Raw genomic sequence first — 16,206 nt, 5'->3', positions numbered from 1 at the left:
GTCACGTTAAATTCAGAGTGGAAATGGCTAACAGAGAACAGTGGGAATTCAAGAACCTCGATTTACCCAAAGTGAATGACGTGACCTATCAAGGTCATCACGTGATTCCGATTGCGGTATTCGAAGGCTCGGATGCTCTGAAAGCCATGGAGCGCGCCGGTTTGTGGGGCCAGGCCGACTACAGGGTGAACGGCGTTTCGCTGGCCAGCAAGATCGGCGATGTGGTCGTCACTGCGGCAGAAGGGCGTGATCGGGTCGGCACTGCCGGCCACTCTGGCGGCCATCCTGCCTATTCAAAGACCCTCTCGGATATTCTGCGGAACTACGATGCGCAGTATGCGTTGGGCAACAGCTCCAACAACTGGTCCGGGTATCCATCGAGGGAGTCCTGGCTCGCCGCCAAGGCAGCAGAAATTCATGGACTAGTCGCCTTTCTCAAGGTCGAGTTATCCAATCCGGGATCCGGCATCAAGCTCAACACGACGGACAAAGTACGTGTGGATCTGGACTCGAAGCTACTTTGGGACAACTTCTATCGAGAGTTCTTCAACGAGAAGACACTGACCTGGGATTCGAGGATCACGGAGCACCCCGCCTTCATTGAAGGCAGCAAGTTCCAGTTGGGCGTGCACGCGGGAGCCGGGGCTGGCGTTCTTGACGCGACTCCGGGTTCGCGCAGCATGCTCGACATCGCTACGTATCAGAAACCGAAAGATGTTATCGGCGCCATGCAGCGCGAGTTGGGAATCAACACCAGCGGAACGTCGATATTCGCCAAGGCCCATGTGCAAACGCTGTGGGGCAAGATGGTTGCCGGCCATATTGGCACGGGCATCCTGGGATTTTTCGCCGTGGGCATTGCGCAGGCCATCTTCCGTACTCAAGAGGTGATGGCGGCCGAACTTGGAAGGAGCGTCACATTCGACGAAGCGCGGCGCGAACTCGGCATCGAAGTGACCGAGCAAGGCCTGCGCCAGATGGCGGGCGAAGCCGCGTTCAACGGTGCCGTCAGCATGGTCCTGCCGTTCGGCTGGGCCAAGCAGGCATGGGATGCGCTGCTCGCCGGCGACGACATGATCGGCCTGATCAAGTTGTACGGATCGCTGTATCCGGACAACCTCTCGCTGAAGAAGCTGGTGGCAGTGGCCAAGAGCATCGAGGAGAGCGAGGGCTACAAGCAGTACAAGGATTCCAAGGAAGCATTCAGCCAGTGGCTTAACGAGACGTTCATTCCGTCCTCGGAGGGGCAGAACGTGCTCTACGGCCGGGGCGGCGTCGAGGGTATGAAGGTCGATGGGATCGACTTCAGCTGGCTGCCGCCGGGCGCCGAAGTGACGTATGTCAATGGCGAGACGATCGTGACCTTGCCAGGGAAGGACGAGCAGATCGTATTCAAGGGCGGAGAAATCTCCAAGCGCAACACCGGTCCCGGCGTTACCGTGAATTCGAAGCTGTCTCCCGACGGCGTCGTGCAGATCGTCAAGATGGAGATGGGTGGAAAAACATACACCTCTGGCGATCCCGGCGCGTTCCTGTCGTCGACGGCCTCGCAGAACGCGGCCCAGCAAGCAGCGGCGCGCGCTGCCGCGGATGCGCTGCGGATCAACGGGCGGATCACGACGGCGGCGGGCGTGAATGAAGCCCGCGACAATGCCGCGAGCAATCTGCACCTGGCCACGCGCATGGCGCTGGAGAGCGTTTCCGACCGCTGGGCGCCAATCGTGCTGGGCGGGAACATCATGAACGGCGTGTACCTGGCCTGGTCCCAGGCCGGCACCTTGAACCAGGCCTTGTCGTCGATTTCGCAGCGCCGCTGGGCCGAGGCGGCATCCATCATCGAGGTGACGTTGTGGTACATCGTCCGCACGCCCTCCGGCCCGCAGCTGCGCTCGCTCGCCGCCAATGCCGCGACCGCCGCTGTTCCCGCGGCGGCTTGGGCGCCGCATCAGGGAGCGGCGATCCATGCGGAGTACATCGCCAAGGGCTATGCCGGCATGGCCCAAGGGCAGGTGAGGGCGGCCGTCTCGGTGTTCGCCAATATCAAGCAGGATTTTTCGGCGGATGTGGCCAGCCTGCAGCAATGGATGCAGAACAAGCGGAGCCGGACGTGGCAGGGACATCCCAATGCGCTGTTGCAGACGCGCGATGCCTCGCTGATCACCATGTACACGTCGACCAATGTCGAGGTCGGCAGTACGGCCGGCCGAGACATGGTGTCGTGGATTCAGGACAGCGCCGCCGTCGACGGTTCGATCGCGGCCGCCGCGACGCAAGAGGACTCGGCTTTCGGCAGGATCACCGAAGCGGGTGCCGCGGCGGCGGTCGCCAACTTCATGGGCAAGGATGCCGACAGGCTGCAGGCCTTGTCCACCGCGAGGACGGCGGCCAACGCATTGGGCGCCGCAGTCGACGCCTTTTGGCTCGCGCATGGTCAGACCCAGGCGCTAGGCGGCAGGCTGGAACAGCTGCGGATCGAGCTGAACCGGCTGGTGCCGGTCAACGCGTCCTATAACGAACACATTCCCGGAGGCATGACCTACTGGTCGCCGAGCGACGCCCGGTTCGCGGCGGCTACGTTCTCCGCGTATGCCAAGGCGTTGCAGCATGCGGCGGATCGCAAGATCATCCTCGATGAGCTGTTGGGCGCGTTCGCGCAGTCCGCGGGCTATACGCGTGTCTATCTGGGCCGTAACGGTGAGAACGTGGCGCTGAGCGACGGTTTCAACCTGATGCTGGCGGGCGCGGGCAGCAATAGTTTCTCGCTGTCCCGCAACGTGGATCATCTGATCCTGAGTCAGACCGCCGGATCGGTCACGCTGCACGGTTTCCAGACGGGCGCCGGCGGCGACCAGGTGCAGGTGGCCGGCGTCGCCGATCAGGTGTTCCTGCGACGGATCGCGGGCGGCGTCGAGCTGGTGACGGGTGGCAAGCAAGTGCTGCTGATGGGCGCGGACATCGCCAAGCTGGACCTGTTCGCCAATCTGGCGGGCGTGACCTCGGTGTCTTTCGTCAACGATACGGCCGGCGGCGTGCGCAGCCTCCGGGGCACGCTGATGTTCGACGGGCTGGTGCACGTCAACGAACTGATCGCGTCGAACTATGGCGATTGGTTGATAGGCGGCGCGTGGAAGAGTGTGCTGCGCGGTGGTGCCGGCCGCGACACGCTGGTGGTGACGGGAACGGGCTACTACATGGACGGCGGCGCCGGCGTCGACACCGTTTCCTATCTGGAATCGGACAAGGGCGTCGTGGTCAACCTGATGGCGGGCTCGGACGATCTTGGTTCGACGCTGGTCAACATCGAGAACGTCACCGGCTCGGTGTGGAACGACAGGCTCGTCGGGTCCAGCGGCGCCAACTGGCTGGATGGCAAGGCTGGCAATGACATGATCGTTGGCGGTGGCGGCAACGATGTCTATCTGTTCGGCCGCGGCTATGGCGTTGATACCGTGCAGAACGGCGTCGCTGCCAATGGCGGCCCGAGCTCGCGGATCATCCTGGGCGCGAACCTGCGCCCGAGCGATCTGTGGTTCGAACGCCAGGGCAATGACCTCTGGATCCGCATCCTGGGAACGGACGACGCCTTGGTCGTCCAAGGCTGGTATCAGGATGCCTTCCGCAAGGTCGCGATCCTGGAGTTAGCGGACGGCCTGCGAATGGATGTCGCGGCTATCGAGGCGCTGACTGGCGCCATGCAGGCCTGGCGCGCCGATTATCCCGAATTCAACCCGGCCGTCGGCCTGCCCAGGCCAGTCGCCGTGAACGCGGAAGGCTTTTTCCGCAAGGACTATGAACTGCCCGTGGTCGGGGATCCCGTGGACGTCGCGCTGGAGACGCGCCAACTGCTCAACAGCGGCAAGGTCGCCACCTCCCTCTCCGAAGTCCGCTCGGTCGCCAGCTCCACCGCCTGGGACCGCAACAACCTGGCCAATTACATGGCGTCCGCCAACCAGCTCGGCGCCACGGTGACGCCGATCACCATTCCCGAGCGCTGGCACCTGTACCGCTACACCTCGTCCGCCGAGCCGGGCGAGTTGATCATGCTGACCTTCCACGACTGGAGCAACCCCAGTCCCGTCCTGGGCCGCCCCTCGTACGTTACCAGCTACGTGGAGTTGTCCGGCGCCGAAGCCGGCAGGTTCTACTACAACCTGCGCGTCACCAGCAACATGCAGGACTACGGCGTGCGGGATTTCTTGCGAGAAGGCCCCGCCGGGCAGGTCGGCACGCTGACCGCCTATGGCAACCAGCTGGTCGGCAGCGTGAACCAGCTGGCCGCGTACACCGCCAGCTACGAGACCGCCTTCACCGCCAGGCAATCGGCGCTGAACGCCGCCGTTGCCTCGAACGCGGCGCCCACGGCCGCGTCGGCCGCGGCGGCGGCGCAGGCCGCGCAGCAGTTCAGCGCGCAGTTGTGGACCGCGCTGGCCAATTACCAGGCCTACAGCGCGACCCTGGCCGGCCTGTATTCCCAGCTGGCCGTCTATCGCCAGTACCTGACGGGGGCGGAGCCGGCGGCGAAGTATCGCCAGACGGTCGATCGCGGCATCTGGTACGACTACGAGACGACGTTCTATTCCAGCACCGACAGCGCTCGCTACCAGGCGTTCCTGTCCGTGTGGCAGCACGGCACCAATGCCTACAACAACGCGGCCCGCTTCGCGGGCAGCTTCATCGGCTCGCTGCGCGGCCTGGACAACTTCCAGCAGGCGCACTATGCCGCCGGCGGGCAGACCGTGCAGGCAGGCACGGGCGGCGACCTGCTGATCGCCGGCAGCGGCGCCAACCGCCGCCTGGTGGGCGGCGCGGGCCGCGATGTGTTCCTGTTCGCGCAGGCCGCGGCCGGCACCGTCGATGACGTGCTGGGCTTTGGCACCGGCCTGTCGGCCGACCGCATCTGGCTGCTCCAGCCGGGCGGCGACAGCGCCTACGTCACGGTCGGCCCGAACGGCGTGGTCCTGTCCTATTCGACGGCGGGCGGACAGGCCGCGCAGCTGCGGCTGAACGGCGTGGCGCTGGCGGACCTGTCCTTCTACGACAACCTGCTCGGCGCGCGCACCGTGGATTTCAGCCGCATGGGCGCGGGCGTGTCGATCAAGCTGGACTCGTTGACGACGCGCGCCGCGGACGGCTATCTGCATGCCAGCAATCTGACCGGCAGCTACTACGACGACGTGCTGCTGGGCGACTCGCAGGACAACGTGATCATGGGCGGCGCGGGCAATGACCGCATCGCGGGCGGCGCCGGCAACAACACGCTGGACGGCGGCGCGGGCATCGATACGATCGACTATTCCGGCGCGGGCGTCGGCGTGGTGGTGGACCTGGCGGCCGGCAGCGCGCAGAACGGCATGGGCGGCACGGACAGGCTGTCGAACTTCGAGAATGTGACGGGCTCGGCCTACGCGGACAAGCTGTACGGCAATGCGCAGGACAACGTGCTGAATGGCGGGCTGGGCAACGACATCCTGGACGGCCGCGGCGGCAACGATGTGCTCATCGGCGGCGCGGGCAACGATACCTATCTGTTCGACCTGGGTTACGGCGCCGACCGTATCGTCGAAAACGACCTGACCGTCGGCAACACCGACACGGTGCTGTTCGGCGCCGGCGTCAAGGTGCAGCAGCTGTGGTTCTCGCGTTCGGGCGACGACCTGGTGGTCTCGCTGCCGGGCACGGCGGATCGCTTGACGGTCACGAACTGGTTCCTGGGCACGCAGTATCGGGTGGAGATCTTCCAGGCCGCCAGCGGCGCGCTGTTACGCGCCGAGGCGGTGCAGGCGCTGGTGGACGCGATGGCCGCCCTGTCGCCGACCGTGCCGCAGGCCGGCCTGACGGCGGAGCAGCAGAGCGCGCTATGGCCGGCGGTCAAGACTGCCTGGGGCCTGACGCGGCCCGAGGCGGTGCGCCTGGAAGGCGGCGCGGGCGACGATGTGTTGACCGGCGGCGCCGGGGACGACGTGCTGTACGGCCATGGCGGCAATGACAAGCTCTACGGCGGCGATGGCGATGATGCGCTGTATGGCGGAGACGGCAACGACCAGCTCTATGGCGGCGCGGGCAGGAACACGCTGATGGGCGGCGATGGCAACGACGCCTACTACGTCGACAGCGTCGACGACGTCATCATCGAGTTGCCCGGGCAGGGCCTGGACCGGGTCTACGCCTCGGTGAGCCATACGCTGGCCGACAATGTCGAGCTGCTGTATCTGACGGGCGACCAGGCCATCGACGGCACGGGCAACAGCGGCAACAACGTGCTGGTCGGCAACAGCGCCGCCAACACGCTGCGCGGCGGCGGCGGCGACGATACGCTCAACGGCGGCGGTGGTGACGACACGCTGATCGGCGGCGACGGCAACGACCGCTACGTCATTGCGCGAGACAGCGGCATGGACCGCATCATCGAGGACGACGACACCGCCGGCAACAGCGATGTCGTGGCCTTCAGCGAAGGCATCGCGGCGGACCAGCTCTGGTTCCGCCGGGTGGGCAACGACCTGGAGGTGCGCGTCATCGGCACCGCCGGCGGCGTGACGATCAGCAACTGGTTCTTGGGCGCGCGCTACCGCGTCGAGCAGTTCACCACCACGCAGGGCGCCATCCTGCGCGAGGACAAGGTCGAGGCGCTGGTCGCGGCGATGGCGGGGATGACGCCGCCGCCGCTGGGACAGCTCAACCTGACGGCCGCGCAGGCGCTGGCGTTGAAGACGGCGATGTCGGGAAGCTGGACGGGCGTGGTCAACGGTCCGCTCACGCTGACCGGCACGGCCGGCGACGATATCCTGGAAGGCGGCAGCAACAACGACGTGCTGTGGGGGCTGGACGGCGACGATATCCTCATCGGCAATGATGGCGACGACCATCTGCATGGCGGGGACGGCGCCAACACGCTGATCGGCGGCAAGGGCAATGACGTCTACTACATCGACAGTCCGCTGGACCGCATCATCGAGTTGGCGGGCGAGGGCGGGGATCGCGTGGAGTCGACGATCAGCTTCACACTGCCGGAGCATGTGGAAGGCCTGACGTTGAGAGGCAACGATGCTATCAACGGTACCGGCAACGACGCCCTGAACAGTATGGTGGGCAACGATGCCGCCAATATCCTCAGCGCGGGAAAGGGCAACGATATCCTCAACGGCATGGGTGGCAACGATATCTTGATTGGCGGTCTGGGTGGCGACCGCTATTTCTTCACCCAGGAGTTCGGACAGGACCGCATTATCGAGACCGAGTCGGATCCCGGTGATGTCGACGTGGCCGTGCTCGGAGGGCGCACCTTCGACCAGCTCTGGTTCCGGCGCGTCGGCGAGGACCTGGAGGTCAGCGTCATCGGCACGCAGAACCGGGTGACGGTGGAGCGTTGGTACGCCGGGCAGCAGCACCACGTCGAGAAATTCCAGGCCGGCTCCCGCTTCTTGCTGGACACCAAGGTCGACAACCTAGTGAACGCGATGGCCGGTTTCACGCCGCCTCCCAGCGGCGTCACCACGCTGCCGCCGAACTACGCGGCGGCGCTGAACCCGGTGCTGGCGGCCAACTGGCAATGATCGCTGGGGGCGGCATGTAGCTCATCGACAAGCATCCGGCGGGCCGGTAGGTCCGCCGGGGCGTGGATTGTCAGGCTGGAACAAGGCGCCAATTCCAAGACGCATGCGAAGCCGTGAGGCGGCGACAGCATCAGTCTCAGTTTTCCGGATTGCAATAAAAGTTCCATGCTTGCATGGCTTAAATATAAATAGCACTCAATACCAACTGAAACCAAGTATCGAAATATGAGCCTGGTTTCATTCAACGAGCGAACTTCCCCGGATAACGGAATCGATGCCACTTTGGTTGGTGCGGTTCTGTTGGACTGCTGAGGGGGAAGTGTGCGGCGTGGAACATTGGGCTTGATCGCAAATGGCGGACAAGCGTTCGCCGTGACGGAAGTCATGGATCCAGGGGGAGCGATGGACAACGAACAGAAGCAGGGTGCCGATCGGGGGGATGGTTGGGCTCATTACCAGTGGTCCGATGAGGAGGTGGCTGCAGCCGTGGCATATCTGAAGCAGCGAATTCCTCAAGACTGGTCGGAGCTTGAACAGCTGGAACTGACGACGGGGGATCTTACCGATGCTCCGGCTGCCGACATGGAAATGGGAGCCCTGTCGCTTGAATACAAAGAGAGATTTGACTACCGCGACATTGTTCGGCTGGCAGGGCGCGTTCGCATGGCTCGCCGGGCTGCGCTTGGCTTGAACTGATTGATTCCAGGGGCGCGGGCGATGCGGAAGATTTTGCTTTTGGACAACGACTTCCTGTCGAGAGCTTGGGCTATCGGTGGCAAGTCTTACCTGGATCAAATGGAGAATTTGGCCAGGCTTGACGGATATGCGCTCGTCGTGACAGATGTCGTCGCAGATGAAATACGCAGGGGACCCAACGGAACAGGCCTTCAGGCTTGGTTGGATTCGAAAGGGGCCGCATCTGTTCAGACGCAAGAGTCCTTGCCGTACTCGCGATTTCAAGAATCCAAGCTTGCGGGAACCGTGGCCCGCGACGCCAAATACCGTTCCCCCACCCTTGGCCTGGACGGTGGGGACGCGTCCATTCTCGAGCGCATGAGAGCCGAGAAAAAGGCCGGAAACGTGGTCGCGGTAGCATCCGACGACGGCTTTTTCCGAGGCGTTCCCACCAAGGGCGGGCAGAGCATCAAGGGTTTTGGCTTCGAGCCGTCGGCGATCACGTTGAGCACGCCGGATCTCATCAACCAGGTAGGCGTGCGCGGCAATCTGACGTCGGAGCAGCGCGCGAACATCAGCAAGCCGCCGGTATTCGATCCGACCAGTCCGTCCTATTCCAAGACGCTCTCCGGCAAGCTGCTCAGCGACGCGGAAGTGATGCGCGTGATGAAGGACGGCACCACCACGACCACCACGATCCTGTCCAAGCTTGGCGCCGGGCTGAAGTTCCTGGGCCTGGCCAGCCTGATCTACGACATTGGCACCAGCTCGGCCGAGGCGGCACAGGCCGCGGGCAAGGGCGATGCCGGGCGCGCGAGCGAGGTGATGGCGCAACTGGCGGCCCGGACTTATGGCGGGTTGCAGCTGGGCATGGCTGGCGGCGCGTTGGCGGGGGCCATGCTGGCCGGCACGCCGGTGGCCATCGCTGGCATCCTGGTCGGCGGCATCGTCGGCGGCGTGATCGGTGGAGCGGCGGGCGACGCGCTGGTGGAACGCATATGGGGCGCCGCCCGGCAGGCGATCAAATTGCTCGGCTACGGCGATATCGACGGCAAGGTCGGCCATTTCCGTCATGTGGAGCAGGACCTCGCGGCCAGGAACATGCCAGCCGACATCGCGAAACTGGTCGCGCTGGGTTTGAACGACGGCACCTTGGTCAACGCGGATTCCGCCCAGGCCCGTCAGGACTATCTGAAGCAGTTCAGCGATACGAGCGCCGGCAATGGCAATGCCCAGGCAGACGGCGACCTCGTCTTGCGCTATGTATCCCGTGGTCCGGACAGCAGCATCGTGACGATGGTCGAGGCCGGCCGCGACATCACGGTGAATCAGAACGGCAAGGTGATCGAAGAGCGTGAGTACGGTCAGAATGGCGTCACGGGCGTGAGGACGATCGATGAATGGGCAGGCGATGCCGTAGTCCGCTATTCGACGAGCGTCTATGCGCCTGACGGCCGCCTGGTCAAGACCACGGACGTCAAGCCGGATGGGCGCGTCGAGCGTTATTACGATCCCAACACCGGCAAGCGGGTGCTGGAAAAGCACTATGACGACAAAGGTGCACTCATTCCGCCGGAGGTGGTGAAAGCGCGCGATGAAGCTGAAGAACGCAAGCGGTGGGAAAGCATCGCCGCTGATCGCATCGCCGCCGAAGCCGAGCGGGAAAGAGAGAGAAAGAGGGCGGAGGAAGCGCGGATCGCGGCCGGCAATCCGCCGACTCAAGCAGGAGGCCAGGAATCTGGCGGTGCTCCTGGTGGTGGCGTGATACGCCTGCCCTTGCCGACGTTTCCTTCCGGAGGCTCGGTGCCGCCGACGGACGATGGAATCATCGTGCTGCCGCCCGTCAGGGTGTATTGGAACGACCCGGATTTCGATGAAGCCTTGCGCCAGACGGCGGGGAACTGGGAAGCGGCATTGCAGCTGATGGGTGCGCATGGCAGTGGACCTAGCGGCGCGCCGCCGGTGGTGCTCGATCTGGACCGAAACGGCGTCTTCGACATTCGCCCGTACACTGATCAGCCGTTGGATATGGCTGGCCCCCGCTTCGACTTTGACGGCGACGGCATTCCAGACAGGACGGCGTGGGTGGGCCCTGGCGACGGTTTTCTCGTCATCGATCGTGGCGCCGGGTTGGGGCCTGAGGCCGATGGCCGCATTGACCAGCCCCAGGAGCTTGCCTTCGCCCAATGGAAGACGCCGCAAGCATGGCAGGCCGAGCTGGCTGCGCAGCCGCCGGGAGCCGGGATCGACACGATCACGGACTTGTCTGCCTTGCGCCTGCTGTTCGATTCCAATCACGACGGCGTGTTGGATGGCACCGATGAGCAATGGCGGGCGTTTCGCGTGTGGCAAGACCTGGACCAGGACGGCGCAGCAACGCCGGACGAGCTGAAGACGCTGGACCAGGCCGGCATCAGCGCGATCGGCCTGGTTCCGGATACGGAATCCGCAGTCCGCTATGCGGACGGCTCGGAGATTGGCGGTACCTCACGAGCGCGAATGGCGGACGGCTCTCAAATGCTGGTCGGAGACCTGACGCTGCGCTTTCAGCCCAGTGCCGTGCGCCGTCTGGAGCCTGCCGCGTCAGCGGGCGGTGAATCAGCCGATGCGAAGCTCGAAGGCCTGGTGGCGGCGATGGCCGGATTCGCGCCGCCGGCCAGCGGCGGGTTGGCGCTGCCGACTCATGGCGTCGGCCTACCGTTGTCCGTTGTCGCCGCGAGCCTGCAATGAGGGAAGGAACGAGGCGCCCGGCAAGATGAAGCACATCGACGAAGCATCTGGCGGGCCGGGCGGCCAACCGGCGGACGCGCGCGGGCCGCATGGCGCGCCCACGGCCACGCCCGACACCGGCCTGCTCTGCCTCGCCATGCTGGCCCGCTACCACCAGGTCGCCGCCGACCCGGACCAGCTGGCTCACGAATTCCGCGCCGATGGCGCGCCATTCGGCGTGACCGAGATCCTGCTCGCCGCGCGCAAGCTGGACCTGCGCGCCCGTCGCGCCAAGGTGCGTGTGGATCGGTTGACGACGACGCCCTTGCCGGCCATCGGTCGTGACAGCGAAGGCAATTTCTTCATCCTGGCGCGCGTCGATGCCGGCAAGGCGCTGATCCAGGATCCGCGCCGCAGCGGCCCCACCGAGCTGACGCTTGATGAGCTGGAGCGGACCTGGACCGGCGAGCTGATCCTGGTGGCCTCGCGCGCCTCGATCACCGGCGCGCTGGCCAAGTTCGACTTCAGCTGGTTCATCCCGGCGGTGGTGCGCTACCGCAAGCTGCTGCTCGAAGTGTTCCTGGTGTCCTTCGTCATCCAGTGCTTCGCGCTGGTGACGCCGCTGTTTTTCCAGGTGGTGATGGACAAGGTGCTGGTGCACCGCAGCTTCACCACGCTGGACGTGATCGCGGTCGGGCTGCTGGCGGTGGTGGCGTTCGAGGTCGTGCTGACCGCGCTGCGCAGCTATGTGTTCGCGCACACGTCCAGCCGCATCGACGTGGAGCTGGGCGCGCGCCTGTTCCGGCATTTTCTGAACCTGCCGCTGGGCTATTTCCGCGCGCGCCAGGTGGGCGATTCCGTGGCCCGGGTGCGGGAATTGGAGAACATCCGCTCGTTCCTGACCGGCAATGCCATCACGGTGGTGCTGGACCTGTTCTTCTCCATCGTGTTCCTGGCCGTGATGGCCTACTACAGCGTCTGGCTGACGCTGATCGTGGTGGCGTCGCTGCCTTGCTACGTGGTGCTGTCGCTGGCTTTCACGCCCACGCTGCGGGCGCGGCTGAACGAGAAGTTCAACCGCGGCGCGGAAAACCAGTCCTTCCTGGTGGAAACGATCAGCGGCGTGGAGACGGTCAAGGCCAGCGCGGTCGAGCCGCAGTGGATCCGCAAATGGGACAACCAGCTGGCGGCCTACGTCAAGGCGGCCTTTCGCACGACCGCGATCGGCACCGTGGCCAACGGCGGCGTGACCTTCGTCAGCAAGCTGGTGACGGTGGCCACCATGTGGCTGGGCGCGCGGCTGGTGATCGACGGGCAGCTGACCGTGGGGCAGTTGATCGCCTTCAACATGCTGTCGGGCAATGTGGCAGGACCGGTGATGCGGCTGGCGCAGCTGTGGACGGATTTCCAGCAGGTGGGCATCTCGATGCAGCGGCTGGGCGACATCCTGAACACGCGCACCGAGGTGCATACGCCCAGGCCGGCCCTGCCGCCGGTGCAGGGCGGCATCGAGTTCGACCGGGTCGAGTTCCGCTACCGGCCCGGCGCGCAGCCGGCGCTGCGCGGCGTGTCGCTGCGGGTTCAGCCGGGCGAGACCGTGGGCATCGTCGGCCGTTCGGGTTCGGGCAAGAGCACGCTGACCAAGCTGGTGCAGCGGCTGTACCAGCCCGAGCAGGGGCGGGTGCTGGTGGATGGCGTGGACATCTCCACCATCGACGCCAGCTCGCTGCGCCGGCAGATCGGCGTGGTGCTGCAGGAGAACGTGCTGTTCAACCGCAGCATCCGCGACAACATCGCGCTCAGCGACCCCGGCATGCCGCTGCAGCGGGTGATGCAGGCGGCGCAGCTGGCCGGCGCGCACGAGTTCATCGCCGAGCTGCCGGAAGGCTACGACACCATGGTGGGCGAGCATGGCGCCACGCTGTCGGGCGGGCAGCGCCAGCGCATCGCCATCGCCCGCGCGCTGCTGTCGAATCCGCGCATCCTGATCTTCGACGAGGCCACCAGCGCGCTGGACTACGAGTCCGAGCGCATCGTGCAGCAGAACATGCGCGAGATCAGCCGCGGGCGCACCGTGCTGATCATCGCGCACCGGCTGTCCGCCGTGAAGGACGCGCACCGCATCGTGGTGATGGATCGCGGCGATATCGTCGAGGAAGGCACGCACGCCGACCTCCTTCAACGCGAACAGGGGCAGTACGCCGCGCTGTATCGCATGCAGCAGGGGTAGCGATGGCGCTGGGACATGCACTGGGCGCGTGGCGTGATCTGGTCCGCCGGTACGGGTCGGTGTTCGCCGCTTCCTGGCGCGAGCGCAAGTCGTGGGAACGCACGCGCTATCGCAGCGACGAGGCCGAGTTCCTGCCCGCCGCGCTGTCCTTGCAGCAGCAGGCGGTGTCGCCCGCGCCCCGGGTGGCGATGTGGCTGCTGATCGCCTTCGCGGCGCTGGCGCTGGCGTGGTCGGTGCTGGGCCGGGTCGATATCGTGGCGACGGCGCAGGGCAAGATCATTCCCAGCGAAGGCACGCAGGTGGTGCAGCCGATCGGCACCGCCACCGTGAAGGCCATCCATGTGCGCGAAGGGCAGGCGGTGCGGGCCGGCGACCTGCTGATCGAGCTGGACGGCACCGTGACGCGGGCCGAGCAGCAGCGCATCGTCAACGAATTGCAGACCTGGGCGCTGCAGGCGGCCCATGCCGAGGCCATGCTGGTGGCCATCGACCAGGGCAGCGCGCCGGTATTGGAACCGGTGCAGGCCGATCCCAGGGCGGCCGAGGACGTCCGGCGCCTGGCGCGCGCCGAGTTTCTGGCGCTGCAGGCCAAGCTGGCCGGCATCGACGCCGAAATCGCGCGACGCCAGGCCGAGCTGCAGACCACGCAGGCGCTGGCGCGCAAGCTGGAGCGCACGTCGCCCATCGCGCGCCAGCGCGCCGAGTCGCTGAAGGAGCTGGCCGGCGACCAGTATGTCGCGCGCAACGCCTATCTGGAGCGCGAGCGCGAGCGCATCGAGCAGGAATCGGACCTGGCCATGCAGCGCAGCCGGCTGAAAGAGATCGAGGCGACCATCGCCGAGGCGCGGCAGCAGCGCGAGACCGTGCGCGCCGATGCCCGACACGCCAGCCTGAACCGGCTGAACGAGGCGCGCCAGCGCATGGCGCTGCTGGAGCAGGACCTGGTCAAGGCGCGTCAATCCGAGCATCTGACCCGGCTGACCGCGCCGGTGTCCGGCACGGTGCAGCAGCTGGCCGTGCGCACCGTGGGCGGCGTGGTGACCGAGGCGCAGCCGCTGATGCTGGTGGTGCCGCAGGAGCATCTGCTGGAGATCGAGGCCTTCCTGGAGAACAAGGACGTGGGCTTCGTGAGGCCTGGGCAGGAAGCCGAGGTGAAGATCGAGACCTTTCCGTATACCAAGTACGGCATCGTGCCGGGCACGGTGAAGTCGGTGTCCGATGACGCCATCAACGACGAGAAGCGTGGGCTGGTCTATTCGATGCGCGTCGAGATGGCGCGCTCGACCATCGCGGTCAACGGCGCCGATATCCGCCTGGCTCCTGGCATGGCGGTGACGGCGGAAATCAAGACGGGCCGGCGACGGGTCATCGAGTATTTCCTGGATCCGCTGATGCAGTACGGCATGGAAAGCATCCGGGAGCGCTGATGCACGAGATTCGGGGATATTCGTGGCGCGATGCCGGGTCCGTAGTGGGCATGCTGTGCGCCGGACTGCTGCTGGCGCTGTGCGCGCCGGAGGCCGGCGCGGCCGGGCTGATGCAGTTCTACGGCATGGCGCTGGAGAACGATCCGGCCTATCTGGCCGCCGGCAAGGAACGCGACGCTGGCCTGGAAGAGCGCAACAAGGGGCGGGCCGGCCTGCTGCCGAACATGGCGTTCCAGTACCGCAACGGGCGCAACCGTTCGGAAGTGACCCAGCCCACCTTTTTCGGCGAGCAGACCACCGACCGCAGCTATCGCAGCAGCTCGTCCTCGCTGACGTTGCAGCAGCCGATCTTCGATTACGAGGCCATCTCTTCCTACTACTACGGCGTGGCCCAGGCGCGCCACGCCGACGAGCGTTTCCGCAGCCGCAGCCAGGAACTGGCCGTGCGGGTGGCGCAGGCCTACATGGATGCGCTGTACGCCACCGACCAGATCGACCTGGTGCGGGTGCAGAAGCGCGCCTATGAAGCGCAGAAGACGCAGAACGAGCGCTGGCTGGCGGCTGGCGAGGGCAATCGTACCGACGTGCTGGAGACCCAGGCGCGCTACGACCTGGCGCTGGCGCAGGAGATCGAGGCGCAGGACAACCTGGACGCGGCGCTGAACACGCTGGCCGCCATGGTGGGCGAGCCGATCGACGCCGCCGACCTGGACGCGCTGGGCGGTCAGTTCGCGGTGCGGCCGCTGGCGCCGAACGACTTCGAGCACTGGCGCGCGCAGGCGCTGGCGCACAACCCCGAGCTGATCGCGCTGCGCCATTCGGCGGATGCCGCCGACCTCGCCATCGGCAAGGCCCGCGCCGGCCACATGCCCAAGGTCAGCGCCTATGCCAGCGCCGGCCGCGACAAGTCCAGCTCTGAAAGCACCTACGGGCAGAAGTACGTGACGAATTCGTTCGGCCTGCAGGTCAGCATCCCGATCTTCGCCGGCGGCGGCGTGTCGTCATCCGTTCGGCAGGCCGTCGACAACCGCGACCGGCTGCGCTACGAGAACGACGCCAAGACGCGCGAGGTGCTCAACGAGCTGCGCAAGCAGTTCAACCTGTACAACAGCAGCGTCGCCAAGCTGCGCGCCTACCAGCTGGCGGTGGACTCCGCGCGCGAGCTGACTGTTGCCGTGCGCAAGAGCGTAGCGGGCGGAGAACGGGTCAACGCCGATGTGCTGGATGCCGAGCAGCGCTATTTCGACGCCTTGAAGAACCTGGCGCAGGCGCGTTACGCGTATCTGCTGGCCGGGCTGAAGGTCAGGCAGCTGGCGGGTACGCTGGCGGCGGGCGATGTGCGCGAGGTGGATGGCTATTTCGCGGCGCGCAAGGTCCGGACGGTGATTGCGGATGCTCCCGAGGATTCGGGGGCTTCCACGATGCCCATGAGCAGGATGCAGAAGCGGTGAGGCGGTTCGGCGCCTGGTTCACCAAAATTGGGGGATCATAGCCGTCGAGGTTTCAGAACCGTCTGATATTCCTGGGTTCGAAATACTGGGATCGTCCGAAGTGTTGCATCGGCCATCGCGGACACGGCCACATCCTCAGTAAGGCTTGCCAGAGCTGGATC

Annotated in this window: 6 protein-coding genes; all 6 read left to right on the top strand. The window is 65.7% G+C overall.

The genetic code is table 11. The annotated features are described in order from the left end of the window. Window positions 1-23 precede the first annotated feature (23 nt). The 6 genes from AC6LJ9_RS18440 to AC6LJ9_RS18415 all read left to right on the top strand — a co-directional run bounded on the left by AC6LJ9_RS18440 (window position 24) and on the right by AC6LJ9_RS18415 (window position 16,045). Entirely contained in the window at window positions 24-7,553 is a 7,530-nt protein-coding gene (locus AC6LJ9_RS18440) for a calcium-binding protein (protein WP_498148693.1), read from the top strand. A gap of 342 nt (window positions 7,554-7,895) precedes the next feature. Further along, a complete protein-coding gene (locus AC6LJ9_RS18435) occupies window positions 7,896-8,249 on the top strand; it encodes a hypothetical protein (RefSeq protein ID WP_498148692.1) in 354 nt (117 codons plus the stop codon). Between the two features lie 39 nt (window positions 8,250-8,288). After that, complete coding sequence (locus AC6LJ9_RS18430; RefSeq protein WP_498148691.1) at window positions 8,289-10,958, top strand: SPM autocatalytic domain-containing protein; 2,670 nt, start codon at window positions 8,289-8,291, stop codon at window positions 10,956-10,958. 25 nt (window positions 10,959-10,983) lie between these two features. Continuing rightward, on the top strand, window positions 10,984-13,167 hold the full coding sequence (locus AC6LJ9_RS18425; protein ID WP_498148690.1) for a type I secretion system permease/ATPase: 2,184 nt from the start codon (window positions 10,984-10,986) through the stop codon (window positions 13,165-13,167). Window positions 13,168-13,169: 2 nt separating this feature from the next. Then, window positions 13,170-14,594 carry an HlyD family type I secretion periplasmic adaptor subunit gene (locus tag AC6LJ9_RS18420; protein ID WP_498148689.1) on the top strand — a complete coding sequence of 475 codons (1,425 nt, stop codon included), beginning with the start codon at window positions 13,170-13,172 and terminating at the stop codon, window positions 14,592-14,594. Beyond that, window positions 14,594-16,045, top strand: coding sequence for a TolC family outer membrane protein (locus AC6LJ9_RS18415; protein ID WP_498148688.1), 1,452 nt, complete (start codon window positions 14,594-14,596; stop codon window positions 16,043-16,045). Before AC6LJ9_RS18420 ends, AC6LJ9_RS18415 begins: the two co-directional genes overlap by 1 nt. Window positions 16,046-16,206: the final 161 nt, after the last annotated feature.

Source organism: Achromobacter sp. 1011811831 (assembly GCF_059760905.1).
The sequence above is the reverse complement of the archived record's forward strand: the minus strand, read 5'-3'. Positions and strand labels throughout refer to the sequence as shown.

Coding starts and splice junctions, on each gene's coding strand:
- AC6LJ9_RS18415 (WP_498148688.1), top strand. CDS start 14,594: ATGCACGAGATTCGGGGATATTCGTGGCGCGATGCCGGGTCCGTAGTG.
- AC6LJ9_RS18425 (WP_498148690.1), top strand. CDS start 10,984: ATGAAGCACATCGACGAAGCATCTGGCGGGCCGGGCGGCCAACCGGCG.
- AC6LJ9_RS18420 (WP_498148689.1), top strand. CDS start 13,170: ATGGCGCTGGGACATGCACTGGGCGCGTGGCGTGATCTGGTCCGCCGG.
- AC6LJ9_RS18440 (WP_498148693.1), top strand. CDS start 24: ATGGCTAACAGAGAACAGTGGGAATTCAAGAACCTCGATTTACCCAAA.